Source organism: Caproiciproducens galactitolivorans, from assembly GCF_026672255.1.
Lineage (GTDB): Bacteria > Bacillota > Clostridia > Oscillospirales > Acutalibacteraceae > Caproiciproducens > Caproiciproducens galactitolivorans_A.
Genome location: NZ_JAPOHA010000001.1, coordinates 98,447 through 122,121, shown reverse-complemented (window position 1 = coordinate 122,121; position 23,675 = coordinate 98,447). Strand labels below are relative to the sequence as shown.

Sequence of the window (23,675 nt, the reverse complement as noted above, 5' to 3'; positions counted from 1 at the left end):
TCCAATCATTTATCTTTCAAAATGAATGTTATTTAAAGCATCAAGCACATCCGCAAACGGGATTCCCCCGGCGACCGCCGCTACGGAAGCGGCAAGGGCATCCCTGACCGGCTCAAGAGTGGTTGCGGAAAGCCGCACACGGCCGATCACGCCCACACCGATGATTTCAAACGCCGCAAAGCCGTCCGGCGTTTTCCGAATATTTCTGGCGGTAAAATCCGCACTGTCGCTGGAAACGGAATATGTAATCGGATTTCGCTCCGCCACCTCGGGCTTTGTAAGCAATTCGTATTCCGCCACACAGGCTATAAAATCGGAAGTCTGATTCAGGGAATCTGCATCGCAGAGGAGAAGCACCGACGGCTGTGTATTTTTTGCAGCCGGTTCTTCCGCTGACTGAACAATGTAGTTCTCCCGGCCGCAGAAAGCCAGAATTTCATTCAATATGGAAAGAGTATTCCCTTTTTTGTCACTTACAGCAATCCGCTTTTTCATACAATGAAGGTTTTCCATGCAGCCATCCCCTTTCCGGAAAAATCCTACTCCACCTGGTTCGGCTCGATAAACCCAACCACAACGACCGTTCCCGGCGGCACCTTGGTTCCCTCGGCAATGCTCTGCGAATTGGAAACCGGATTCGTCCCGGTCAGCGCGGCGCCGGTAATGCTGATGTTCAGCCCGGCGTTCGCCGCCGCCTTGTTCACCGCGGGAAGCGACAGTCCAACCAGCTTCGGAACCGTTACGGTCGTATCCGAACTCTTTTCATCGGTAAACAGTACCATTGTGCCGTTTTGCGGTATAGTCTTGCCCGCTTCCGGCACCTGGGAAACAATTTTCGTCCCGCTGCCGTAAATCTTTGGCGTAAGCTTCTGTTTACTCAGGGCTGATTTTGCCTCATCGATCGTCTTTCCGACAACATCCGGCGCTTTCACGTCGAGTTTTGCTAATTCCGTGTCGGTATACTTGCGCTGAACCCCAAGATACGGAAGGATTTCCTCCATCGTTTTCGCGAATACAGGCCCTGCTACGGCGGCGCCGTAGTAGCTGTTTCCGTGCGGTTCATCGAAAAACACCAGCATGGCGACCTGTGGGTCGTCCGCAGGCGCAAAGCCGCCGTAGGAAGCGATATACTGCATAACGCCCGTTTTTTGCTTAACGTCCATTTTCTGGGAGGTTCCTGTTTTTCCGCCGATGCGATAGCCCGGCAGATAGCCGTTTTTCGCCGTACCGATCGTGGCGTTCGTCTGTAAAATTTTGCACATGCGGGCGGAAGTATCCGCCGAAATCACCTGGCGTTTCGGTGTTGTGTCCGCTGTTTTGACGATATTCCCGTCTTCGTCCAATATCTGGCTGACGACATGGGGCTGCACAAGGTAGCCGCCGTTGGAAACAGCGGCAATCGCCGTAATCATTTGAATCGGGGTAATACTGAAGTTCTGGCCGAACGACTCGGTCGCCAACTCGACCGGGTTCAATTTATCCGGCGTATAGTAAATCGTCCGTAGCGGCTCACCGGGCAGGTCAATGCCCGTTTTGCTTGTAAAACCGAACGCGGAGAAATATTTAAAGAATCTCTGCGGCCCAAGTTTTTCCCCTATCTGGACAAAAACCGGGTTGCAGGAATTGCACAGGCCTTGCACAAAGTTTTCACTGCCGTGGCCCCGCGAACGCCAGCAATGGATCGTCTGGCCTGCGACTTTAATGGACCCGCCGCAGAAAAACGGGGTACTCTCGTTCACGACGCCTTCCTCCATGGCGGAAGAACCCGTTACCATTTTAAAAACGGAACCGGGGTAATAGGTATCGCTGATGGATTTATTTCGCCACTGCTTTTCCTGCGCGGCTTTCAGCGCGGCCTTTTTCGCGTCTCCTTCCGGCATGGCGGCGATTTTGGCGGCTTCCTCTTTATCGGCAACGGCAAACGGGTTATTCGGGTCAAAATCCCCCTTGACCGCCATTCCGAGAATCGCGCCGGTTTTTACATTCATAACGATCGCGCAGGCACGGTTTCCGACCTTGTTTTCTACAACGCCTTCCGCCATATTCTTTTCGAGGAAATGCTGCACAACCTCGTCGATTGTGAGGACAAGGCTGTCGCCGTTCTGGGCGTTTACCTTCTGCTCATACTGGAAAGGCATATCCGTACCGATTGCGTTTTTCGCGGTGACCAGTTTCCCCGGCACGCCGGTTAAATAGCTGTCGTACTGTTTTTCAAGGCCGTACAGTCCCTGATTGTCCGTACCGGTAAAGCCAAGCACAGGCGCCGCGAATTCGCCGTAAGGATAATACCGTTTATAATCTTCGATCAGGCGGATGCCGCTGTCGATTTTATGGTCTACCTTAAACTGAATGATTTGATCTTTTACATCGGTTTCCACTTTTCGCTTCAGTTCGTCATAGTAAGTTTTTTTCATGCTGCGCTTGATGATTTCATTCTTATCCATTCCAAGGATTTTTGAAAGGCCGTCTGCAATGACCTCGCGGTTTTTATCCGTGATAAACGCGGGTTCCAGCACAACCTTCCACACGCTGGCGCTTTCGGCAAGCGGCTTCATGTTGCAGTCATAAATCGTTCCGCGCTGGGCGCTGAACGAAGTGTCTTTCAGCTGCTGGTCAACCGCGCGCGTCTGCAAACTGGACCCTTCCACAAGCTGCAGTTTGGCCAAGCTGAATATAATTGCGCCGAAACCGACTACGATCAGAGCCAGCAGCACAAAAACCGTGCGGCGCCACATTCTTATTGTCGTGCCTTTTGCCATTTTCTTTCCTCCAAAATTAGGCCGTGTTACAAAAATGAGAGTTAAGATTCGCTCTCAACTCTCCCTTATCGCATGCCAACCCGGACATCTCTCGAATACGGGTAGTAATACTTATTGATCAACTATTTTTTTTATGACAACAAATGCTGAATGGAGTTCCAAAGGGATGACAGCCAGTTTTTCCCTTTTCCGCTCTGGATAACCTGTATCTTATCCCCCTTTGAAAGGGAGATCGGCTCCACCTGATTCTGCGCTATTTTCTGCAGGCCAAGTTTATTGGTTGCATAGTTTTCCACTGTTTCAAGGGAAAGCTGGGAATCCGCTTTCATCTGCGTCTGTGTATAAACACTCTCACTTTCATTGAGCGTTTTTGTCGCCGCATTCAGGTTTTCGGTTAATTCCGTGAGTTGTACCTGGCCGTAAACATAGGTACCGACTATTCCAAGCATAACCGCCAGCGCAAGGAAATAGGAAACCGCCCGGAACGGTTTTGCTCCTGTTCTGCGGTTTTGTTCCAGTTTTTCCTGAGGGATTTCAATGATATTGTTTTTTTTCTGCGGTGATTCCTGCTGCCGTTTTGGCTCAAATAACGCAAAATCATAAGCACCATTGCTGTTCGGTGTAGCCATACTTCCACTTCCTTGTCTTGAATATTCGTATTTACAGTTTTATACAAACCCGGAGTCTTGCGCTTCGGCTGCGCGGATTCTGTTCCAATTCCGCCTCCGACGGCGCCAGACCCTTTTTATAAAGGAGCTCCGCTTTCGGTTTTTTCCCGCACACGCAAACCGGAAAATCCGGCGGGCACGTGCAGCCCGTACACCACGAAGCCATTCTCTGTTTTACAATACGGTCTTCTAACGAATGGAAAGTAATAACGGCCAGACGCCCGCCCGGCTTTAAAATGGAAAAGGCGGCGTCCAGTCCCTGCGACAGCCTGTCCAATTCCCCGTTAACCGCAATCCGCAGCGCCTGAAAGGTCTTGCGGGCCGGATGTCCCGGCTCCCGCCTTACCGCCGCCGGAACGGAAGCTTTTATAATTTCCGCCAGCTGCAGCGTCGTTTCAATCGGTTCCTGTTCCCTTGCTTTGATGATCCCTTTTGCAATGCCGCGCGCATTTTTATCTTCGCCGTAGCGGCTGATGATCTGCGCCAGCTCCTGCCATGTAAGGGTATTCACCAAATCCCTGGCGGAAACGCCCTGCCTGCTCATCCGCATATCCAGCGGCGCGTCGTTATGGTAAGAAAACCCGCGCTCCGGGTTGTCGAGCTGGTAGGAAGAAACGCCTATATCCAAAAGTACGCCGTCGACGGGGACGAGCTGAAGCTTCTCCGCCACCTTGGCCATCTCGGAAAAATTCGCCTGATAAACAATAGAACACGGATAATTTTTCAGTCTTTCGGTAACCGCCCGGATGGCGTCCGGGTCCTGATCAATGGACAGAAGCCTTCCGGTTGCGAGCTTTTCCGCAATTGCGTGGGAATGCCCGCCTCCGCCGGCCGTGCCGTCAATATAAATACCGTCCGGACGAATGGCCAAACTGGCAATCGTTTCGTCAAACAGTACCGGTTTGTGTTGAAATTCCATACTTTACCGCCTGTTATAAATCAAGCATATCCATTGCTTCGGCTATGCTTTCCTCTGTTAAATTGGAATTGAATTCGTTCCAGCGGCCGGTATCCCAAATCTCCGCCCGGCTGGAAGCACCGATAAAGGTTACATCCTTTGAGAGATGCGCGTGGTCGCGCAGTACCTGCGGAATTAAGATGCGGCCCTGCTTGTCCGGCTCGGCTTCCGCCGCACCGGAAAAGAAGAAGCGCTGAAGGCCCCGCGCTTTGGATATCGGCATTGCTTTTACCTTATCCTGAAGCCTTGCCCACTCTTCCTGTGAAAGAACAAAAAGGCAGCCATCCAGTCCCTTTGTGATATAAAAATGATCGCCCAGATCCTCACGGAATCTGACCGGAACAATTACACGGCCTTTTGTGTCAATATTATGTTGGTACTCACCGATCAACATAGCAAGCCACTTATAGAGCAAAAGCGCAACATGCCAACCACATTGTGCTACTTGTCCCCACCTTTCACCACTTGTGCTTTTGATTATAACGTATTTATTAACAAATTGCAACCATTATTTTTTGATTATTATTACCAAATTCCCTTGATTTTTCATACTTTTACTTATCTGGAAGAAACAAAAAATGCACCACAATATCTTGTGGTGCATTTTTTAAAATTCGACAAAAATTTTAATTTTGCCCGGACCTCTGGGACGCTTTTATATTCTGACGTGTCTGGCGAAGCTCCGCCAGATTGGCGGCAAGGCCGTCGTCCGTACGCTTCATTAAATCGTCTATGTAATCATTGGAGGCTTTCCGCATTTCGCGGAACTTCGCCTGCGCCTGACTCAGCATATCGTTTGCTTTCTGCTGCGCCTGCTTTACGATTTCATCCTGATTCACCATTGCCTTGGCCCGTTCTTCCGCAACGCGGACAACGGTCTCCGCCTCGCGCTTCGCGTCGGCGATGATCTGGGCACGGTCCGTGCAGATTGCCCGTGCCTGGCGGATTTCCTGAGGAAGACTGCTGCGGATTTCATCAAGGATCTGCTTTACTTCTTCCCCGTCCAGAACCGCGCGTCCGTGGCTGAGCGGAAGGCTCCAGGCTTTTTCAACCATTTCATACAGTTCGTCAATTAACTCTTCTGTATTTAGCTCACTCATTCGCTTTTTCCTCCTCCTGTATAAATACGCTTTTTAATATCTTTTAAGATGCATTCCGGCACGAAGTTGGAAATGTCGCCGCCGAAACGCGCAATCTGCTTTACAATGCTGGAACTTAAAAACATGTTTTCCGAGCTTGTCGTTAAGAACATGGTTTCCAGATTCGGATTCAGTTTCTTATTCGTCAGCGCCTGCTGAAATTCATACTCAAAGTCTGACAATGCCCGCAGGCCCTTCACAATCGCCGTTACGCCGCGTTCCCTCGCGTAATCGGCCAAAAGGCCTTCAAAACCGACAACTTCGACATCGTCCATACCCGCGGTGCATTTTTTTAAAAGCTCAATACGCTCGTCCACCGTGAACATGGTATGTTTTTCGGGATTCACCAGAACTGCGACAATGGTCTTATCAAACACTTTACGCGCCCGATTGATAATATCCAAATGGCCTAATGTAACCGGGTCGAAGCTGCCCGGGCAAATTGCAATTTTCATTCTGAGGTCACGTCCTTATGTCTGTAGAATGTTATCTGGATTTTTCCATAGCGGTAGCTTCGGTCCCGAACAAATTCTCCTGCCGTTTCGGGTATGTCGTCATCGCAAGGATTCTCGCAGATAATGGTTCCGCCCTTGTTCATCCGCTCGGCGGTCATCGGCAGCGCGCGCTGCAAAAGGCCGGTACGGTACGGCGGGTCGAGGAACGCTAAGTCAAAAGGTTCTCCGCTCTGCATGAAAAACGAGGCGAAATCCATATTCTTAACGCGGGCGTTTTCACTGAGCCCCGTACTTTCAAGATTTTTCTGCACTACGGCAAGGGAATTCTTACTCGCATCCACAAAGACCGCTTCCCTCGCTCTGCGGCTCAGCGCCTCAATGCCAAGCTGGCCGGTTCCCGCAAAAAGATCCAGGACCCGCCGTCCTTCAATCTGAAACTGTATGGCGCTGAACAATGCTTCCTTCACTCTTTCCGGTGTGGGCCGGATGTCTTCGCCTTCCGGCGTGGTCAGCCGTTTTCCGCGCGCCAGTCCGGTTATTACTCTCATTTATGAAAACTCCTTAAACTGCAAATTCGAACCTTATACCCGATATTATCCCATTTCACCGCCGCCGTGTCAACTTTTTTCCTCCTGCGCATGGAAATAATCGTACACGTTTTGGGCGGCCGGCTTCGTCATACCCGGCGCTGCGCAAAGCTCTTCCAGGTCTGCGTTTTTTATGGCGGCAATCGTTTTGAAATGCTTTAAAAGCGCCTTCGCCCGGGATGTGCCGACCCCTTCAATCGAAGTCAGCGTGGACGATATCGTGGCTTTTTTACGGGTCTGGCGGTGATACCCGATCGCAAACCGGTGAACCTCCTCCTGAATGGAGGAAACCAGCGTAAAGGCCTTCCGGTTGGAATGAATGGCGATTTCGCCGCCGTCGGAAGCAATTGCCCTCGTTCGGTGTTTATCGTCCTTCACCATGCCGAAAAGGGGAACCTTCAGACCGGCGGCCTCCAGCACGGGTTTCACCGCGCCGACCTGACCCTGTCCGCCGTCCAGCAGGATTAAATCGGGCAGCCTGCCGAAGCCGTCGGAAATATTCTTCCCCTGCGCGTCAAAATATTCACGAATACGCCGTTCCATCACTTCATGCATGGACGCGTAATCGTCCTGCCCGATCACGGTCTTCATTTTAAATTTCCGGTAAGCGGATTTTAAAGGTCTTCCGTTTTCAAAAACGATCATGCCGGCGACGTTCCCGCTTCCCGCAAGATTTGATATATCATAAGATTCAATATAAAGCGGCGGTTTTTCCATGCCAAGCAGACGGCCCAGCTCATCCAGAGCCGACGCTTCGTGCACCGTGCGCCCCGTAGCCTGCGCCACCTGCTCGGCGGCGTTGTTGCGGCACATTTCCACCAACTTCGCCTGCTCGCCTTTCTGCGGTACGGACAGAACCACCTTCCTGCCCGCTTTCTGCGAAAGCCAGTCTCCCAAAAGCTCGCTGCCTTCCGCCGCTCCGTCCAGGCAGATACGCGGCGGAATCCGATCCCGCATGGAATAATAGCGTTCGATGAATTCCCCGCGGGCGGTTTTCGGGTTTCCCGTTTCCCCCATTAAAAAGGTTTCCCGGTCGCAGAGGCGCCCGTTCAAAAAGCGGAAAACCTCAAAGCAGCTCGTCCCCGCTCCCTGCGCCAGCGCGATAACGTCCTGCTCCGGCACGCGGGCCGCAACCACCTTCTGGCGGTCACCCATCCGTTTAATCGCCGCGAGACGGTCACGGATTCTTGCCGCGCGTTCAAATTCCAGCGCTTCGGAAGCCTCTTCCATTTTCCGGGTAAGCTGACGCACGCACTGTGCGCTGCCGCCGCGCAGGAAACCGATTGCTTCTTCAACGCTTTCATTGTACTCCGATTCGGAAATTTTTCCCCGGCACGGCGCGCAGCACTGCTTGATATAATAATTCAGGCACGGCCTTGCCTTGCCGATGTCCTGCGGGAATTTCCGCGTACAGGTCGGCAGTTTAAAAATTTTCAGCGCTTCGTCAACGGACTGCTTTGTCGCCCAGGAGCTGACATAGGGGCCAATATAATTCGCGCCGTCGTCGGCAATCTGCTTCGCTTCCGATATCCTGGGCCACGGGCCGGCGGTTACCTTAATATAATGGTATCCTTTATCGTCCTTCAAAAGAATATTGTATTTCGGCGTGTGCTGCTTAATCAGGCTGCACTCCAGCACAAGGGCTTCAAACTCGCTGTCGGTAAGGATATATTCAAAAAAATCGACGTTTGCAACCATGCGGCGTACCTTGTCGTCATGGTTTTTTTCCGAGCCGAAGTACTGGCTCACACGGTTTTTAAGCGCCTTTGCCTTGCCGATATAAATAATCTTCCCGGTTTTGTCGTGCATAATATAGACGCCCGGATTCAGGGGAAGGCGCATGGCGCGGCTGCGCAGTTCTTTAATATGTTTTTCGTGGTCGGTCATTGCATTCTCCTTGAAACAATACAAAAAAAGCACCGCTGACTAAGCGGTGCTATTCGTCGGAAAAATTACTCGGTGAAACCGGACTGAACCAATTCTACAAGGCTTTTTACGGCTTCTTCTTCGTCCGCACCATCTGCAATAATCCGGATGGTGGTTCCGCCAACGATTCCAAGAGACAATACGCCCAGTAAACTTTTTGCATTTACACGTCTTTCTTCTTTTTCAACCCAAATAGAGGATTTGAATTCATTTGCTTTTTGGATAAAGAAAGTCGCCGGACGGGCATGAAGCCCCACCTGATTCTGAACCAGAACTTCTTTAACACACATTACTATTCACTCCTAACAGGAAATCAATTCCGCAAATCATTAATTAGTTAATTTCAAGATTCAAGGTTATTATAGCACAATTCGGTTAACCGTCAACAAAATAAAAAAACTTTGGATTGATGACTGAATAGGGAGGTTTCTATTTGGTTTCAATTTGTGCAATTTGCCGTAATTGTTGAAAACTTTTGGTTTCTATGCCATGACCGTTTTTTGCTAGTCTTGCGCTGAATCCGTTTCTTTTTCCGTATTTTCCGATTTTTCCCGCAGATCGGACAAAAACTTCCGGTCGTCCTCGGTCAATTCCGCTGCTTCCAGCAGATCCGGGCGCTTCAAAGCCGTACGAATTAACGACTGCTTCCTGCGCCATTTTCGTACATTTTCATGATGCCCGGTAACAAGTTCCTCCGGTATTTTCATTCCTCTCCAAACAGCCGGCCGGGTATACTGCGGGTACTCCAGAAGCGAATGGAAATGGCTTTCTTCCCGAAAACATTCCTCGCTCGAAAGCACCCCGTCGATCATACGGCAGACTGAATCCGCCAGAACGAGCGCCGGAAGCTCACCGCCGGTAACAACATAGTCGCCGATTGAAATTTCTTCGTCCACATACCGGTCGATAATGCGTTCGTCTATCCCCTCATAATGCCCGCAAAGCAAGGCAAGATTCGGATATTCCGCCAGTTCCCTTACGCGCTGCTGCGTAAGGGTTTGCCCCTGCGGAGACATATAAATCAAATGCGGTTTTTCCCCCAGCTTTTCAATTAAATCATCAATGCAGAGGGCAATCGGCTCCGCCATCAGAAGCATTCCCATTCCGCCGCCGAAGGGCGCGTCATCGACCCGGTTATGCTTATCATATGCAAAATCACGAATTTGGTGGCAATGAATTTCGACCGCGCCCTTTTTACGGGCCCGTCCGATAATGCTTGCAGACATCACCGCTTCGCACATATCCGGGAAAAGGGTAAGAAAATCAATCCGCATCGTCAAAAATCCCCCTGAGCGGCCGAATTTGCATTTTACCGTTCGTTAAATTGATATTAATTATTACATCCGGTATAGCAGGAATCAAATAATTCTTCTTATCTTCCGCTGTAACCTGATAAACATCATTGGCACCGGTTTGAAGAATATCGGTCAGCGTGCCGTAATAAATATAGGAATCGGCGTCGTACACATCCATGCCGAGCAAATCCTGCATAAAATAGGAACCCTCGTCCAGCTTTGCATCCTCGCGGCGGATATACAGCACTTTTCCGCGCAGCATATCGCCCTGTTCGATCGAATCGATGCCTTTCAATTTTAACAAAAGCTGGTTTTTATGCACGCGGGAAGAAACAACGTCTGCCTCCTCCGCGCCCTCATCCCAATACAGTGTTTTAAAACGCGCCAAAAATTCAGCGGAATCGCACCATGGGTCGACGCGAAGTTCACCCTGAAGACCATGGGTTCCCACAACCTTCCCCGCTTCTAAAAACTGATGCAGCATAATGACCTCCAAATATTGATGCCTGCTTATGAAAAGCCGTATGCCGTTACTTCTGCCTTTTGAAACGAAGGCTCGGCACTTTTTCAACAAACCGAATCATAGCATACAGCAGTCCGGTATTTACCGGAAGCATAATCAGGTTTTTTATGATACGCGCAGAAATAATGGCAGTAAAAGCCTGCCCGTACATGAGCGAAAGCCAGATGGAATTGAAAAAAATATTGACAATAATCATCACGGCCGTGTTTGCCGCCAAAACCCGCCGGACGGTAATTTTCTTTTTATAAAGAACGAGCGCATAGATAAATCCGGTAAAAAACGCATCCAGAGTAAAGCCCGGGATAAACGGCCCGGTCGGGCGAACAACAAAGTTCACAATATCGCTGACAGCGCCTACAATCCCGCCGACAACAGGGCCGTAAAGAAAACCCGCCACCGCCACCGCAAGAAACGAAAACCGAATCTGCAATACGTTGGTAATAACGATGGCAAAAAGGCCCAGCACTACGTTCAGGGCAATCAGCAAGCCGCAGATTGCAATGGTTGACGCGTTTTTTAACTCTTCAGCAGATTGTTTGATAGAACGAAAAAAAGAATACATAAAAAAGCCTCCTTCATGTTTTTTCTGCTACATAAAAGAGGCTTCCCTCAGAGTATGCAGCAGCGGGATGCGAATTCTGAACCGCAAGTTTCCTTTTCGTCCGCCTGACAACTCCCCGTTCAGGCAGCACTTAACGCTCAAAATTCTACTCTGCTATCATTTTAAAGTTTCAATTTACAAAGCAGGGCCGCAACAAAAGAACCGTTGCAGCCCTGTTTCCTACTCAGTCAATCTCAACGGAAACTTTGCCGTTGTTACGGGTCGCTGCGGCGCGCATGACAATGCGGATCGCTTTGGCAATGCGTCCCTGCTTTCCGATTACCCTCCCCATGTCGTCTTCGGCAACATGAAGATGATAAACAACGGTTCCTTCCTCGTTGGGTTCGTCAACGTCCACACGAACGGCGGACGGGTCTTCCACAAGACCCTGTGCGATTGTAATCAGCAGTTCTTTCATGATTAACCTCCGCGATTACAGTACACCGTTGCTCTTTAAAAGAGCTTTTACGGTATCTGTCGGCTGCGCACCGTTTGCGATCCATTTTTTGGCCTTTTCCGCGTCAACCTTCACAACGACAGGCTGCTCGAGCGGATTGTAATAACCGATTTCCTCGATAAAACGACCGTCGCGCGGGAAGCGGGAATCTGCAACAACTATGCGATAGAAAGGAGCTTTTTTTGCACCCATTCTGCGTAATCTGATTTTCACTGACATAATGTTCACCTCCATGAATTGATAAATATCTTCACCAAAAATTCCTTCTTGGATGAATTCTGATTAAAACGGCATACCCATGCCGGGGAACCGGCGTTTGCCGCGGCCTTTCAGCTGCTTCATCAGCTTCTGCATCTGTTCCAGCTGCTTTAACAGACGGTTGACATCCTCAACCTTCATGCCGCTTCCGGCGGCCATGCGCCTTTTGCGGGACGGATTAATAAGAGAAGGCTTTCCGCGCTCCTCCGGCGTCATGGAAAGAATGATGGCGGCGATACGGTCCATTTCGCGGTCGTCGATATCCACATCCTTCAGCTGCTTTTCCATTCCCGGCATCTTGGACAGCACGCTTTTCAGCGGCCCCATCTTTTTTACCTGCACCAGCTGATCGAGCAGATCGTTGAAATCGAACTTATTCTGCATCAGCTTCTGAGCCGTTTTCTCCGCGGCCTTTTGGTCCAGTTTGCTCTGCGCATCCTCAATCAGGGTCAGAACGTCGCCCATGCCGAGGATTCGCGAGGCCATACGGTCGGGGTGGAACACTTCAAGATCCTGTAATTTTTCGCCGGTACCGACAAATTTAATCGGCTTCCCGGTAACCGCACGTACGGAAAGCGCCGCGCCGCCGCGGGTATCGCCGTCCAGCTTCGTCAGGATAACGCCGGTGATATTCAGCAGCTCGTCAAAGGTTTTTGCAACGTTGACGGCTTCCTGCCCGGTCATGGAGTCCACGACCAGCAGAATCTCATGCGGGGAAATCGTATTTTTGATGTCTTTCAGTTCATTCATCAATACTTCGTCGATCTGCAACCGGCCGGCGGTATCGATTAAAACCATATCGTTTCCGTAATCCTTTGCGTGGCGTATTGCGGCCTTGCAGATTTCCACCGGATTCGCCGTACCCATTTCAAAAACGGGAACGCCCGCTTTTTCGCCGACGACTTGCAACTGCTTAATCGCCGCGGGGCGGTAGATATCGCACGCGACAAGGAGAGGACGGTGCCCTTTATTTTTCAGCATCACCGCAAGCTTGCCCGCGTGGGTGGTTTTACCGGCGCCCTGCAAACCGCAGAGCATGAGGATGGTCGGCGGAGAAGACGCGCTGGCAATCTTCGCGTCGCTTCCGCCCATCAGCGCAGTCAGTTCCTCGTTGACGATTTTGATCACCATCTGCGCCGGCGTCAGGCTCTCCATAACCTCGGAGCCAATGGCGCGTTCGCTGACCGTATTCGTAAAATCTTTCGCTACCTTATAGTTTACGTCGGCTTCCAGCAGGGCAAGGCGCACTTCGCGCATTGCCTCCTTTACGTCGGCTTCGTTCAGTTTTCCTTTTGATTTCAGGCGCTTAAACGCGGCTGATAATTTATCGGCAAGTCCTTCAAATGCCAACGGAGCCCCTCCTTCCTACTCGCAGAGCTTTTGTGTAATTTCCAGTATGCGTTTCGCATCTTCTTCCAGTTCATTGGAATAGATGGAATGTTGATTAAATTCTTTAATGCGCTGCGCGGCTGCGTTAATCTGCTCCAAGCCCCTGCGCATTTCACGAAAGCGGCGGGCAAGCCCCAAACGCTCCTCCATATCGAGAAGCTGAAACTCGGCGCGCTTAATGGAGTCGCGGACGCCCTGACGGGTAATGCCCTGGTTGTCCGCAATTTCAGAGAGGGATAAATCCTCGTTGTAATAGCATTCAATGACTTCGCGCTGTTTTTCAGTCAGCATATCGCCGTAAAAATCAAGCAACAGCGATATTTCCAAATTTTTTGCCACAGCGTGTCCCTCCGTTTACCTGTAAAGTGAATTGCTTTACAGGTTTGAATTATACAATAAAGCGCGGTGAATGTCAATAGGAAAAGCCCTATTTTTCACCGCGCTTTGTATTTTTACGGTTTTAAAAAGTTTTCCAGATAATTCTTCAAGCCGTTTAAATCCGCCGTAACATTTACAAGAAAAACATGGTCGGATACGGATAATCCGTTGATATACGCCACATGATTGTCTGTCAAAGGAATTCCGCCAAGCAGAGAAGAGGGAATCCGAATCTGATTTCCCTGCACAGTCAGGCCCTGCGGCGCCTCCTTTTTTACCCGGGATAAAAACCAGCGGGGCGGCACCGGCAGGCGTCCGATGCGAACGGATTGAACGGCGGCAGTCATCTGTTTTGCCGTACTGTCCCATCCGGGCGATACCACGGCGCTGAAACCGAGGCGCAGCCCTTTATAGGCCGCGGGAATATAGACGTTTACCGTGTGATTATCATTGATGGAGAACCGTACGCCTTGAACCTTGCCGCCATCCCGCGCAAGTTTATGCGATACCAGTGCGCTGACCTCCTCTTCTGAAAGGCGCGCAGGTTCTCCGGTAACAGCGGCATGAATCAGTCTGACGGCGATGCTGTCCGTCTGCCCCGAAGGAACAAGCGGCGGATTGGGATCATTCAGCGCAAGGCCGAATGCGATTCCAGCCGCGGCCAGCAGAAAAACAAAAACGGAAATTACAATGGCCGGTGTTTTACTGTGCTTTTGGGTTGTCTTCATGGAAGTCCCCTCCTGCAAATCTTGTTCCCACAGGCGCTTATCCAACCATTTATTTTAATTCCACAATGGTTACGCCCGCTTCACCCTCGCCGAAGGTGCCAAGGCGGTAGCTTCTCACGCTCGGATGGCGCTTCAGATGCTGCTGCACCGCGGTGCGCAGGGCGCCCGTTCCCTTGCCGTGGATAACGGTAAGCTGTTCGATTCCGCTGAGAAGCGCGGAATCAATAAAGCGGTCGACGTTCATAATCGCTTCCTCGATGGTCTGCCCGCGCAGGTCGCATTCGGTTGTCACTTTGGCTTCCGCCCTGCTCGTCATGCTGCGCGTAACCGTTCTGCGCGGTTTACGGGCCGTTTTCTTCTCCTGAACCAGACGGAGGTTGGAAAGCGGAACACGGGTCTGGATGATTCCGGCCTGAACCAGTACGTTCTGGCCGCTTCCTTCGGGAGGCTGCAGCACGGTTCCCTGTTTATCAATATCGTAGATCAAAACCGTATCGCCCACTTTCAGCGGACGGGGCAGAATATACGCGCCCTGCTCCTCGCGGCTGTGAACGGGGTCGGCGGTTTCCTCAAGGCTGCGCAGACCGGATTTCAGCTTTGCTTTCTGTTCGGCGCTCAGCGCTTTATCCTTCTGCTTTTTCAGTTCTTCCATTTCGTTCAGCAGCGCGTCGATCTGGCCGCGCGTGCGCGAAACCAGTTCGGAGGCCTGACGGCGTGCTTTTTCCATTTCCTGATCCACTTTTTCTTGAATACTGTCGCGGATTTTCTGCGCTTCCTTCTGCGCGCGGTCGGCTTCCAGACGCGCCTGCTCGGTTTGCGCCCGCTCGGTTTCCAGCTTCTGGCGGCTGGTTTCCAGACTTTGCACCACGTCTTCAAAGCGGGTGTTCTCGCTGGACACCAGTTCCCTCGCGCGTCCCACGATTTCATCATCCATCCCGAGACGCCGGGAAATGGCAAAAGCATTGGAGCGCCCCGGCACACCGATGAGCAAGCGGTAGGTCGGGCGAAGCGTGGTTACGTCAAATTCACAGCATGCGTTCTCCACACCCGCCGTCTGCAGGGCATACGCTTTCAGTTCGGCGTAATGCGTGGTTGCGGCAATCCGCGCGCCCTTCCTGCGCAGTGCCTCCAGAATCGACATGGCAAGCGCCGCCCCCTCGACAGGGTCGGTTCCCGCCCCCAGTTCATCCATCAAAATCAGGCTGGTTTCGTCCGCCTGTGCGATAATTTTTATGATATTGGTCATATGCGCCGAAAATGTAGACAGGGACTGTTCAATACTCTGCTCGTCGCCGATATCTGCCAGAACCTTCTGGAAAACGGAGACGCGGCTGTTTTCGGCAACCGGGAGCAGCAGACCGCACATCGCCATCAGCGTTAAAAGGCCGACGGTTTTCAGCGATACCGTTTTCCCGCCGGTGTTCGGGCCGGTAATGACGAGGGTGTCAAATCCGATTCCCAGCTCGATATCGGTCGGTACGACACGGTTCGGGTCAATCAGCGGGTGGCGCGCTTTCTTTAATTGGATTTCCCCTTTATCATTCACAAGGGGCAGGCTCGCTTTCATTTTGTAGCCGAGGTTTGCTTTTGCAAAAATCAGGTTCAGCTCCACGGCCGCCTGATATCCGCTGATAATGCCGCTTGCGAAATTTCCCATCTCCGCTGAAAGCTCCGCGAGAATCCGTTCGATTTCCGCCTGTTCCTCCGACTGGAGCACTTTTACCTGATTGTTGGCCTCGACCACACCCATCGGCTCCACAAATACGGTTGCACCGCTTGAGGAGGTATCGTGCACCAGTCCGGCAATTTCCCCGCGGAATTCCGCTTTTACCGGAACAACAAAACGGCCGCCGCGCAGGGTTACAATCGGGTCCTGCAAATATTTCTGGTAGGCGGTGGAATGAATCATTTTATCCAGCTGTTCCCTTACGCGGGACGAGGCGGAACGGATTTTGCGGCGGATGGAGGCAAGCTGCGCGGACGCGGTGTCCGCCATTTCCTCGTCGGAAAGAATCGCGCCGAAAATACGGTCTTCCAGATATTTATTGGGCATCAGGGAATCAAAACGCCAGTCAAGGCAGCTTTTCAGACCGGCGCTTTTTGCCCGCCAATCCACAATGCCGCGCAGCGTGCGAAGCACCCCGGCAACACGCAGGAGCTCCGCCATGGTCAGCGTGCCCCCCGCTTCCGCACGGCGCAGGGAATTCGAAACGTTTTTCAGCCCGCCGAAGGACGGCGCGCCAAAACGGGCCATAAGGGTATGGGCTTCGTCCGTTTCATTTAAAAGCCGCTGGACCTCGCTCAGGGAATGGGATGGGGTAAGCTGTAAAGCAAGCTCCGCGGCATCGTCGCAGGCGGTTTCCCCCGCCAGCATTTTCAGTATTTTATCGAGCTCCAGCGCCCGGTAATGTTTTTGCATTTCTTCCATAGGTACCTCTTCTATTTCTATGTTCTTCCTGCGATTTTATTAATCAATTTATTCATCCAACTCCGATTCTTTGCCTTGTAACCCTACTCCTGCTCCGTTTTCATCTGCCGGTAAAAATCGAGCGTTTGAAAACTGCGTTCAAGGGTGCATAGCGTAAAGCATTCGCTCGCTTTTGAAAGCTGTTTTAATCCTTTTTTTGAAAGGGTAAAAGAAAAAAGCTTCTCAAAATCGGAGTAAATAATATGGCGCATTCCGGTTAACGCGCCGCGGCCCAAAAGAATCGCCTGTTCCTGTGAAGGCTTATAGCAGTCCCCGCAGTAAATCAGCCCGCTGCGCGGAAGAAAAGCCATTTGGTCCGCTTCATAGCACGAACAGCCGGAACAGCAGATCAAATTCGGCATATAACCCGCTAGTGAAAGCATCCGCATTTCCACAATCGCCTTTAAAAGGTCGTTGGGGCGGGTTCCCTTGCTGAGAAAATGCAGGGCATTCAGCATTAAACGCAAAAAATCCCCCGCCTCCGCTTCCTGCGGAGCCAGCGCACCCGCCAACTCGCAGAAATACTGGGCAAGGGACAGGCGCTCAATATCTTTTCTCAGGTCGAAAAAGACCTCGATGGGCTGAGCGTCATCGATTATGTATTTATCCCGCCCTTTAAAAATGGAAAGGCGGGAATAGCTGAACAGCTGAGTTGCGGAAAGCTTGCTGCTTTTTATTTTTTTCGCCTGCTGGGCAAATGCGTGCAAAACGCCTTCTCTATCCGTCAGCACGGTGACAAGACGGTCGCTCTCACCCACGCATTTCTCCAGAATCACCAGGCCCTTGGTCTCCAGTTGCATCCAGGTCCTCCCGCATTTGCATTTCCTCATGATTGTGCTTACATTGCGTATAAATCAGATAATCGCTGATATTCCCCGTATGTTGAAAACAATTCCACGCAGTATTTTCATCCATTTTTCCCGCTCCTTTTTCATTTGCTAATTTAAGTATTTGCCTTAAATCCTCTTATATGAGCGGTAAATAAATGATTTAAACCCATAAACTGACAAATTTTACTGTTAAAATATGCTTTGCCTTATTGGTTAAAATGATTGCTGTCAAAACCGAAGCTGCGCAAAACCTCCGCGCGGTTGCGCCAGTCTTCTTTCACTTTGACCCATAATTTCAGATTAATTTTGCAGTCGAAAAAGCGTTCCATGTCCTCGCGCGCAAGCGTGCCCACTTTTTTAAGCATCGCGCCGCTGTGCCCGATAATAATCCCTTTATGGCTGTCTTTTTCGCAATAGATGGTCGCGTCGATATCGGTTATGCCGCTTTTGTCGCTCCGCTCATGCATCCGCTCCACCACAACGGCGATGCCGTGGGGAACCTCTTTGCTGCAAAGGCGCAGCAGCTTTTCGCGTATCATTTCCCCGGCCAAAACACGTTCCGACTGGTCGGTCAGCATATCCTCCTCAAAGAAATGGCCGCCCGGCATGGCGAGGTTTTCCAGTTCCGCCGTTAAATCCTTTATCCCATTGCCGTCAATCGCCGAAACCGGCACGACGGCTTCAAACGCATAGAGGGCGGAAAGCTCGGAAATCTGGGACATTAACGCGCTTTTATCCGCCAGCAGATCAATTTTATTGATCGCCAGAACCGCCGGCATTTGAAGCGATTTGAATTTTTCGATCAGCGTTAAATCGGCGGGAGACGTCTTTTTTCCCGCTTCCACCACCAAAAGGCACGCGTCCACACCGGCAACAGACTCGCTTACGGAACGCGCCATATATTCGCCAAGCTGGTTGTGCGGCTTTAAAAGGCCGGGGGTGTCGATAAAGACAAGCTGATATTCTTCCTGCGTCAGCACGCCCATAATACGTGTGCGCGTTGTCTGCGGTTTGTTGGAAACAATCGCGACCTTCTGTCCGAGCATCGCGTTCAAAAGGGACGATTTCCCTACATTCGGACGGCCTACAATTGCAATAAAGGCCGACTTCTCTCCTGTTCGCTCTATCATATATTTCTCCTCATTCTTCACGATTTCTCCGGATATGGTCACGGATTCCAATCGGGCCGGATATAATAAACACAATGCTTACTGCAACAGACACGGCAAGCAAAAGAAGCATCAATGGCTTTGCGGCAAAAAACTGAAGGATTTTCAGAAACGCCGCGGGCTGCCAAAATACGCAGATACCGACGGCGGCGGCAAAAACGGCGCAGACCAAAACCGCGCCCGCAGCCATATCCTTCACAATACGGACAACCGGATGAAAGCTGGCCGCGGTCATATCGCAAAGCTCCTCCGCCACCGTGTTGAACAGTTCCGCCGCCATCACCATGGCAACGGCTAAAAATACCGCCGCATAGCTTGTCCGTGACATTTTAAAAAAGAGTGAAAAGACGAATACATACAGCGCTGCCACTGTATGTATTCGCATATTCCGTTCATTGTTAATACAGTAAACGATCCCCCGAAAAGCATATTTAAAGCTTTTAAAAAACCGCAAACCTATTCCTCATCCTCATCCAGTACATAGCTGCTTGTTCCCGGAAGACCAAGCTGCGTCATGACCAGTTCTTCTTTTTCACGCATATGCACCCTTTGGATACCGCCGTTTTCATGGTCGTAGCCAAGAAGATGCAGCATCGAATGTACCGACAGATAACCGACCTCGCGCTCAAGGCTGTGCCCGTAGCGATCCGCCTGTTCCACGGCTTTTTCCATGGAAATAACGATATCGCCGAGTATCTTCGCTCCGGTGGAATGATTTATATCGTAAACGCCGTTTTCACCCATCGGGAAAGAAAGAACATCCGTCGGAACGTCCTTGTTCCGGTACTGTTTATTCAGTTCCTGAATCTGCTGGTTATTGACAAACGTTACGCTGATTTCCGCGGGCGAGCCGAATTTTTCCATCCTCAGTACGGCGTTGCAGCAGCGGCGGACCAGCATGCGCAAGCCAGTCGGGATTTTTACTTCTTTTTGTTTGTTCTCAATAATAACTCTAATCTTTTCCATTTTAATTAACGCCCGGCCTCCTCATTTTTTTCATATGCTTTGATAATGTCCTGTACCAGCTTATGGCGCACGACATCTTTTTCATTAAACCTTACTTGGGCTATATCGTCCACATCGCGTAAAATCTTAATAACGTCTTTTAAACCGGACCGGCGGCCGTCGGGTAAATCGATCTGGGTAATATCGCCCGTTATTACCATTTTTGAATTGAACCCCAGCCGGGTAAGGAACATCTTCATCTGCTCCGGCGTGGTGTTCTGCGCTTCGTCGAGAATGATAAAGCTGTCGTCCAGCGTTCTTCCGCGCATATACGCGAGCGGAGCCACCTCGATGTTGCCCCGCTCAACATATCTCTGATAAGTCTCCGCTCCGAGCATGTCGAACAGCGCGTCGTAAAGGGGGCGCAGATAAGGGTCTACTTTCTGCTGGAGATCGCCCGGCAAAAAGCCAAGCTTTTCTCCGGCTTCCACCGCCGGGCGCGTCAGGATGATACGGTTTACTTCCTGCGCGCGGAACGCGGTAACCGCAAGCGCCACGGCAAGATAGGTTTTACCGGTTCCCGCGGGGCCCACCCCGATGGTAATCGTATTTTTTTGAATGGCGCTGCAGTATTTTTTCTGCCCCAGTGTTTTCGCCTTGACCGGTTTCCCTTTGGACGTTATACAAATGCAGTCGCCTGCAAGGGTTTCAATTTTTGACTCGCTGCCTTCGTTTACAAGCGAAATGCAGTAGCGCACGTTTTGCTCGCTTAATGCTTCTCCGCGGTTAATCAGCGTTAAAAGGCTGTCGATGGCGCGAACCGCCAAAGCGACGTCTTCCGGTTCTCCGGAAACTTTTATTTCGCTGCCGCGCCCAACAATACTGACATGATACTCCTTTTCAATCAGCTTGATATTTTCATCGAAGTTGCCGAAAAGAGCAACCGCCTGTTCCATACGGTCTATATTAATCCTTTGTTCAAACATTCTATCACCTTAAGAAGTTATCGGGCAACAAATGTCACACGATAAATTAATTTTATTATAACACAACAATTCTCATTCGTCACCATAATAAATGCCGAAAATTGTTTCTATTTTATTAATATTTCCGATTCTCGGGCAATATTTTCTTCACATTTTATAAATAAATTATAAATCAGCTTGTTTCCGGCTATTTTTTCGGTCGGCGCGGAAGTGATAATTTTTACATCTTTTAATTCCTCTTTCATCTTTTCCTGTATGATTTTCTGTGCCTGGGCAATTGCCTGCGCCTTCGTCAGCGTGATCGTTTCCGCCTTCTCCTGCGTCCATGTTTCCTCGTATATGCTGAGCGGCAGAACGGAATTCATCAGTTTGACGTCGGTATGCACCCCCTGCACCCGATAGCTTGCGTCCGGTTTTCCCTCAAAGGTGAGCGGTACGCGGGCCCCGAACAGGCAGAGGCTGCGCCTGGTTACCGTCTGTCCCGTCGGCCTGACTGCCGTCTGTTTTAAATTGACTTCCGCCGAATAACTATGGGTGGTTTCCGCAATGATCTTTCCCCCCGCATGTTTAAGGGAGACTTCCCCCGCATTGTTTTCCACAATACTGCTGATTAAAAGCTGCCCCTCGATCACGGCGTCGCCTTCCGCAACCTGCGGCGTGCCCGCGTAGACATCCATAAAAATGATCTGCCCGGTTTGGGAGGCTTTTATATTGCAGAAACTCTTTTCTTCCGGTTCAATCATCGGCGGCCGGTCGACCTTCTCCTGAAGATGGATTTCGGCGCTGCACCCTCTTGTGTTCACCGACAGCCAGCTGATTTTCGGGAATTTCAGCATCAGCTTTTGCTGCAGCTCCAGCGGATGCACCTTTGATTTCAGCGTGCCGGTCGTTATCCCCAGACGGGTGAGCTCCATCCGAATCTGCTGGGTCGGTATGGTTTCGTTTCCGATAATTTCAATGCTCCAGACATGAATGGACAGCACATACAGGATGAAAAAGAACAGAATAGTGCCGTAAAGGATTCCCCTTCGCTTTCGAATTCCTTTCGTCGCAAACGGAAAACCGTGTTTTTCCAGTACCTTCGCCTTTGCGTTTGCCTTCCGCGCGCAGGCCCGAATCGCACGGTAACCCTGAACGGCCACGCAGGCTTCGCACTCTCTTCCGCTTTTAATGTCCCACAAATTAATGCCCGAACGGGCGCAGTGATTCAGAAAGCGCTCGGAGCTGCCGCCGACCGTCTTAAAGCGCACATAGCCTAAAAGCCAGCGCGTCAGTCGCAAAGAAATCATCCCGCCACCTCACACAATAAACTCAATCCCGGTTAAAAAGCCTGCGACCACCAGAGAATCGGCGGTAAGGCATTTAATCACGAGGCCACGGCCGGTAAAGCGGACAATCAGTTTGCCCGTTTTAATCCGGACGACGTCGGTGTCGTACTCAAGCACTCCGCTGCAGCCGTCTACAATGACTTCCTGGTTCCCGTTTATTTCCATATGAGACGGCATTTTCAGCGGCGCCGTCAGCTTTTGGATATTCACTTTTTTAACCAATATCATCGCCGCCTTCAACGTTTTGTCACATTAAGCCTATGCGGACGGTGGCGTAAATATCCGCGCGGCGGCATATATATAATTTGTAGTCCCATGGATTTTACTTTCCTTTAAGAAACGGTGGTAGATTATGAAAATCAGACAGAGCCTTCTGCTCATCTTTACTTTTCTTGCCGCGTGCGCGCTTCTGATTTTTCCGGCAGAGGCAGCAGCGGGCGCAAAAAACGGAATCGGCTACTGCCTGCAAATTCTCGTACCCTCCCTGTACCCGTTTATGGTATTATCCGTATTTATCGTAAAATCCGGATTTTCCGAAAAAATGGGGAACGTATTGGAAGTGCCCTGCCGGAAAGTTCTGAAGCTGCCCGGCAGCGCCGCCGCAACTATTCTGATGAGCGCGATCGGCGGATACCCGACCGGGGCGCGCGGCATCGCCGCGCTGTACGAATGCGGCGCCTTGACGGAAAGCCAGGCGGCGCGAATGCTTTGCTTCTGCGTAAACGCCGGGCCCGCTTTTGTTATCAGCGCGGTGGGCGCCGGATTTTTAAAGAGCTCCCGCGCCGGCGGAATTCTTTTTGCTTCGCAGTTGATTGCCTCCTTCTTTTTAAGCATTCTGTGCAGTATTTCCGCAAAAAACGAAACGGTACCCCGCAAGGCCGGGAAACGGCGCGGAGTCGGAGCGGCGAACGCGCTGGTGCTCTCGGCGGCGGACGCCGCGAAAGCAATGGTCGGGATGTGCTGTTTCGTCATCTTATTCGCCGCTTTTTTAAACCTGTTTCGAATCTGGGTAAAGCAGCCGATCGCCTCAACCGTGCTTTCGGCACTGATGGAGGTGACGGGCGGCTGCTCCGATCTTACCAAGCTGGGCGTACCGCTGTGGGCGTTTTCGCTCGCCATCGGCTGGGCGGGCATCAGCGTACATTTCCAGATTCTGTCCTTCTTTCCCAATATAAAGGTGCATCTTCCCCGCTTCGTTTTTTACCGCCTGCTGCACGGCCTGCTTGCCGCGCTGACAACCGTACTGCTGATGCGGGTCTTTCCCGTTGACATCGAAGCGTTCAGCAATATATCGAAACCGCTGACGCCAAGCCTTTCCGGGTCCGTTCCGGCTTCCGCGGCATTAATTATTCTTTGTATCGCACTCATAATTTGCCTTCCGCGTGAAAAACTGGAAATTGAGGATATCTGATGCTATAATAGGGTTGTCAAAGAAATTCTATACAACCGAAGATTACAGAAGATACGATTTGTACATTTTAGGAGAGTAGAAAATGTTTGGAAAGAAAAAAGAAAAACTATTTGGCAAGAATATTGAAACGAATTGCAAATACTGCACAAACAGTTCCGACTTTGACGGAGCGGATGTCTGCGGCCTTGGAAGATACCTTCAGCTGGACGGAAGCTGCAGCCGCTTTTCTTACGACCCGCTGAAACGTTCCCCCAATAACCTTCCGCCTTTAAAACGGTATCGGGCGGATGATTTTAAACTATAATATCGTAAACTGTTATGAAAAACCGCCGCGAAATTCTCACGGCGGTTTTCTTTAGCTTTGTAAAATTTAACTGCGCCCGGCAGGGAAAATCCGGCAGAACTCTTCCCGTTTTCT

28 protein-coding genes and 1 riboswitch are annotated in these 23,675 nt (G+C 50.8%); of the genes, 2 read left to right on the top strand and 26 right to left on the bottom strand.

What is annotated here, in order from left to right; all coding sequences use genetic code 11:
* Positions 1–9: 9 nt before the first annotated feature.
* The 26 genes from OUY18_RS00575 to OUY18_RS00450 form a co-directional block, all read right to left on the bottom strand.
* Positions 10–513, bottom strand: coding sequence for a hypothetical protein (locus OUY18_RS00575; RefSeq protein ID WP_268056762.1), 504 nt, complete (start codon positions 511–513; stop codon positions 10–12).
* Between the two features lie 26 nt (positions 514–539).
* The gene (locus OUY18_RS00570; RefSeq protein WP_268056761.1) at positions 540–2,759 is read right to left on the bottom strand and encodes a penicillin-binding transpeptidase domain-containing protein; all 2,220 of its coding nucleotides are present in this window, start codon (positions 2,757–2,759) and stop codon (positions 540–542) included.
* A 131-nt stretch (positions 2,760–2,890) separates the two neighbouring features.
* Positions 2,891–3,388, bottom strand: coding sequence for a hypothetical protein (locus OUY18_RS00565; protein WP_268056760.1), 498 nt, complete (start codon positions 3,386–3,388; stop codon positions 2,891–2,893).
* Between the two features lie 31 nt (positions 3,389–3,419).
* The gene (gene rsmH / locus OUY18_RS00560; protein WP_268056759.1) at positions 3,420–4,346 is read right to left on the bottom strand and encodes a 16S rRNA (cytosine(1402)-N(4))-methyltransferase RsmH; all 927 of its coding nucleotides are present in this window, start codon (positions 4,344–4,346) and stop codon (positions 3,420–3,422) included.
* Between the two features lie 13 nt (positions 4,347–4,359).
* Positions 4,360–4,779 (bottom strand): division/cell wall cluster transcriptional repressor MraZ, encoded by a 420-nt coding sequence (gene mraZ, locus OUY18_RS00555; protein ID WP_268056758.1) that lies wholly within the window; start codon positions 4,777–4,779, stop codon positions 4,360–4,362.
* Between the two features lie 232 nt (positions 4,780–5,011).
* Entirely contained in the window at positions 5,012–5,485 is a 474-nt protein-coding gene (locus OUY18_RS00550) for an ATPase (protein ID WP_268056757.1), read from the bottom strand.
* Entirely contained in the window at positions 5,482–5,979 is a 498-nt protein-coding gene (gene coaD / locus OUY18_RS00545; RefSeq protein WP_268056756.1) for a pantetheine-phosphate adenylyltransferase, read from the bottom strand. Before coaD ends, OUY18_RS00550 begins: the two co-directional genes overlap by 4 nt.
* Positions 5,976–6,527 (bottom strand): 16S rRNA (guanine(966)-N(2))-methyltransferase RsmD, encoded by a 552-nt coding sequence (rsmD, locus tag OUY18_RS00540; protein WP_268056755.1) that lies wholly within the window; start codon positions 6,525–6,527, stop codon positions 5,976–5,978. The genes coaD and rsmD overlap by 4 nt, the downstream gene beginning before the upstream one ends.
* A 69-nt stretch (positions 6,528–6,596) precedes the next feature.
* On the bottom strand, positions 6,597–8,453 hold the full coding sequence (uvrC, locus tag OUY18_RS00535; protein WP_268056754.1) for an excinuclease ABC subunit UvrC: 1,857 nt from the start codon (positions 8,451–8,453) through the stop codon (positions 6,597–6,599).
* A gap of 65 nt (positions 8,454–8,518) precedes the next feature.
* Positions 8,519–8,782 (bottom strand): HPr family phosphocarrier protein, encoded by a 264-nt coding sequence (locus tag OUY18_RS00530; RefSeq protein ID WP_268056753.1) that lies wholly within the window; start codon positions 8,780–8,782, stop codon positions 8,519–8,521.
* A 213-nt stretch (positions 8,783–8,995) separates the two neighbouring features.
* Positions 8,996–9,766 carry a tRNA (guanosine(37)-N1)-methyltransferase TrmD gene (gene trmD / locus OUY18_RS00525; RefSeq protein ID WP_268056752.1) on the bottom strand — a complete coding sequence of 257 codons (771 nt, stop codon included), beginning with the start codon at positions 9,764–9,766 and terminating at the stop codon, positions 8,996–8,998.
* A complete protein-coding gene (gene rimM, locus OUY18_RS00520; RefSeq protein WP_268056751.1) occupies positions 9,756–10,271 on the bottom strand; it encodes a ribosome maturation factor RimM in 516 nt (171 codons plus the stop codon). The genes trmD and rimM overlap by 11 nt, the downstream gene beginning before the upstream one ends.
* Positions 10,272–10,317: 46 nt before the next feature.
* Positions 10,318–10,872, bottom strand: a complete 555-nt coding sequence (locus OUY18_RS00515) for a folate family ECF transporter S component (RefSeq protein WP_268056750.1) — start codon at positions 10,870–10,872, stop codon at positions 10,318–10,320.
* Positions 10,873–10,930: 58 nt separating this feature from the next.
* A riboswitch (THF riboswitch) is annotated at positions 10,931–11,027 on the bottom strand.
* Positions 11,028–11,095: 68 nt separating this feature from the next.
* On the bottom strand, positions 11,096–11,329 hold the full coding sequence (locus OUY18_RS00510; protein WP_268056749.1) for a KH domain-containing protein: 234 nt from the start codon (positions 11,327–11,329) through the stop codon (positions 11,096–11,098).
* Between the two features lie 15 nt (positions 11,330–11,344).
* A complete protein-coding gene (gene rpsP, locus OUY18_RS00505; protein WP_268056748.1) occupies positions 11,345–11,587 on the bottom strand; it encodes a 30S ribosomal protein S16 in 243 nt (80 codons plus the stop codon).
* A gap of 63 nt (positions 11,588–11,650) precedes the next feature.
* Positions 11,651–12,976: a signal recognition particle protein gene (ffh, locus tag OUY18_RS00500; protein ID WP_268056747.1), complete on the bottom strand. Its 1,326-nt coding sequence runs from the start codon at positions 12,974–12,976 to the stop codon at positions 11,651–11,653.
* A gap of 15 nt (positions 12,977–12,991) precedes the next feature.
* Complete coding sequence (gene ylxM / locus OUY18_RS00495) at positions 12,992–13,354, bottom strand: YlxM family DNA-binding protein (protein WP_268056746.1); 363 nt, start codon at positions 13,352–13,354, stop codon at positions 12,992–12,994.
* Positions 13,355–13,467: 113 nt separating this feature from the next.
* The gene (locus OUY18_RS00490; protein WP_268056745.1) at positions 13,468–14,121 is read right to left on the bottom strand and encodes a hypothetical protein; all 654 of its coding nucleotides are present in this window, start codon (positions 14,119–14,121) and stop codon (positions 13,468–13,470) included.
* Between the two features lie 49 nt (positions 14,122–14,170).
* Positions 14,171–16,540: an endonuclease MutS2 gene (locus OUY18_RS00485; protein WP_268056962.1), complete on the bottom strand. Its 2,370-nt coding sequence runs from the start codon at positions 16,538–16,540 to the stop codon at positions 14,171–14,173.
* A 92-nt stretch (positions 16,541–16,632) separates the two neighbouring features.
* A complete protein-coding gene (gene recO, locus OUY18_RS00480) occupies positions 16,633–17,388 on the bottom strand; it encodes a DNA repair protein RecO (protein ID WP_268056744.1) in 756 nt (251 codons plus the stop codon).
* A 236-nt stretch (positions 17,389–17,624) separates the two neighbouring features.
* On the bottom strand, positions 17,625–18,548 hold the full coding sequence (gene era, locus OUY18_RS00475) for a GTPase Era (RefSeq protein WP_268056743.1): 924 nt from the start codon (positions 18,546–18,548) through the stop codon (positions 17,625–17,627).
* Between the two features lie 10 nt (positions 18,549–18,558).
* Positions 18,559–18,972 carry a diacylglycerol kinase family protein gene (locus tag OUY18_RS00470; protein ID WP_419196102.1) on the bottom strand — a complete coding sequence of 138 codons (414 nt, stop codon included), beginning with the start codon at positions 18,970–18,972 and terminating at the stop codon, positions 18,559–18,561.
* A 71-nt stretch (positions 18,973–19,043) separates the two neighbouring features.
* Positions 19,044–19,553, bottom strand: a complete 510-nt coding sequence (gene ybeY / locus OUY18_RS00465; protein WP_268056741.1) for an rRNA maturation RNase YbeY — start codon at positions 19,551–19,553, stop codon at positions 19,044–19,046.
* Between the two features lie 5 nt (positions 19,554–19,558).
* Entirely contained in the window at positions 19,559–20,518 is a 960-nt protein-coding gene (locus OUY18_RS00460; protein ID WP_268056740.1) for a PhoH family protein, read from the bottom strand.
* A 107-nt stretch (positions 20,519–20,625) separates the two neighbouring features.
* Complete coding sequence (gene yqfD / locus OUY18_RS00455) at positions 20,626–21,807, bottom strand: sporulation protein YqfD (protein WP_268056739.1); 1,182 nt, start codon at positions 21,805–21,807, stop codon at positions 20,626–20,628.
* A gap of 9 nt (positions 21,808–21,816) precedes the next feature.
* A complete protein-coding gene (locus OUY18_RS00450; protein WP_419196101.1) occupies positions 21,817–22,074 on the bottom strand; it encodes a YabP/YqfC family sporulation protein in 258 nt (85 codons plus the stop codon).
* 124 nt (positions 22,075–22,198) lie between these two features.
* Here OUY18_RS00450 and OUY18_RS00445 point away from each other — a divergent pair, with 124 nt between their 5' ends.
* Both OUY18_RS00445 and OUY18_RS00440 read left to right on the top strand, forming a co-directional pair.
* Complete coding sequence (locus OUY18_RS00445; RefSeq protein WP_268056737.1) at positions 22,199–23,257, top strand: sporulation protein; 1,059 nt, start codon at positions 22,199–22,201, stop codon at positions 23,255–23,257.
* A gap of 82 nt (positions 23,258–23,339) precedes the next feature.
* On the top strand, positions 23,340–23,561 hold the full coding sequence (locus OUY18_RS00440; protein WP_268056736.1) for a hypothetical protein: 222 nt from the start codon (positions 23,340–23,342) through the stop codon (positions 23,559–23,561).
* The last annotated feature ends 114 nt before the right edge of the window (positions 23,562–23,675 follow it).

Coding starts and splice junctions, on each gene's coding strand:
- OUY18_RS00575 (WP_268056762.1), bottom strand. CDS start 513: ATGGAAAACCTTCATTGTATGAAAAAGCGGATTGCTGTAAGTGACAAA.
- OUY18_RS00570 (WP_268056761.1), bottom strand. CDS start 2,759: ATGGCAAAAGGCACGACAATAAGAATGTGGCGCCGCACGGTTTTTGTG.
- OUY18_RS00565 (WP_268056760.1), bottom strand. CDS start 3,388: ATGGCTACACCGAACAGCAATGGTGCTTATGATTTTGCGTTATTTGAG.
- rsmH (WP_268056759.1), bottom strand. CDS start 4,346: ATGGAATTTCAACACAAACCGGTACTGTTTGACGAAACGATTGCCAGT.
- mraZ (WP_268056758.1), bottom strand. CDS start 4,779: ATGTTGATCGGTGAGTACCAACATAATATTGACACAAAAGGCCGTGTA.
- OUY18_RS00550 (WP_268056757.1), bottom strand. CDS start 5,485: ATGAGTGAGCTAAATACAGAAGAGTTAATTGACGAACTGTATGAAATG.
- coaD (WP_268056756.1), bottom strand. CDS start 5,979: ATGAAAATTGCAATTTGCCCGGGCAGCTTCGACCCGGTTACATTAGGC.
- rsmD (WP_268056755.1), bottom strand. CDS start 6,527: ATGAGAGTAATAACCGGACTGGCGCGCGGAAAACGGCTGACCACGCCG.
- uvrC (WP_268056754.1), bottom strand. CDS start 8,453: ATGACCGACCACGAAAAACATATTAAAGAACTGCGCAGCCGCGCCATG.
- OUY18_RS00530 (WP_268056753.1), bottom strand. CDS start 8,782: ATGTGTGTTAAAGAAGTTCTGGTTCAGAATCAGGTGGGGCTTCATGCC.
- trmD (WP_268056752.1), bottom strand. CDS start 9,766: ATGCGGATTGATTTTCTTACCCTTTTCCCGGATATGTGCGAAGCGGTG.
- rimM (WP_268056751.1), bottom strand. CDS start 10,271: ATGCTGCATCAGTTTTTAGAAGCGGGGAAGGTTGTGGGAACCCATGGT.
- OUY18_RS00515 (WP_268056750.1), bottom strand. CDS start 10,872: ATGTATTCTTTTTTTCGTTCTATCAAACAATCTGCTGAAGAGTTAAAA.
- OUY18_RS00510 (WP_268056749.1), bottom strand. CDS start 11,329: ATGAAAGAACTGCTGATTACAATCGCACAGGGTCTTGTGGAAGACCCG.
- rpsP (WP_268056748.1), bottom strand. CDS start 11,587: ATGTCAGTGAAAATCAGATTACGCAGAATGGGTGCAAAAAAAGCTCCT.
- OUY18_RS00490 (WP_268056745.1), bottom strand. CDS start 14,121: ATGAAGACAACCCAAAAGCACAGTAAAACACCGGCCATTGTAATTTCC.
- OUY18_RS00485 (WP_268056962.1), bottom strand. CDS start 16,540: ATGCAAAAACATTACCGGGCGCTGGAGCTCGATAAAATACTGAAAATG.
- recO (WP_268056744.1), bottom strand. CDS start 17,388: ATGCAACTGGAGACCAAGGGCCTGGTGATTCTGGAGAAATGCGTGGGT.
- era (WP_268056743.1), bottom strand. CDS start 18,548: ATGATAGAGCGAACAGGAGAGAAGTCGGCCTTTATTGCAATTGTAGGC.
- OUY18_RS00470 (WP_419196102.1), bottom strand. CDS start 18,972: ATGCGAATACATACAGTGGCAGCGCTGTATGTATTCGTCTTTTCACTC.
- ybeY (WP_268056741.1), bottom strand. CDS start 19,553: ATGGAAAAGATTAGAGTTATTATTGAGAACAAACAAAAAGAAGTAAAA.
- OUY18_RS00460 (WP_268056740.1), bottom strand. CDS start 20,518: ATGTTTGAACAAAGGATTAATATAGACCGTATGGAACAGGCGGTTGCT.
- yqfD (WP_268056739.1), bottom strand. CDS start 21,807: ATGATTTCTTTGCGACTGACGCGCTGGCTTTTAGGCTATGTGCGCTTT.
- OUY18_RS00450 (WP_419196101.1), bottom strand. CDS start 22,074: ATGATATTGGTTAAAAAAGTGAATATCCAAAAGCTGACGGCGCCGCTG.
- OUY18_RS00445 (WP_268056737.1), top strand. CDS start 22,199: ATGAAAATCAGACAGAGCCTTCTGCTCATCTTTACTTTTCTTGCCGCG.
- OUY18_RS00440 (WP_268056736.1), top strand. CDS start 23,340: ATGTTTGGAAAGAAAAAAGAAAAACTATTTGGCAAGAATATTGAAACG.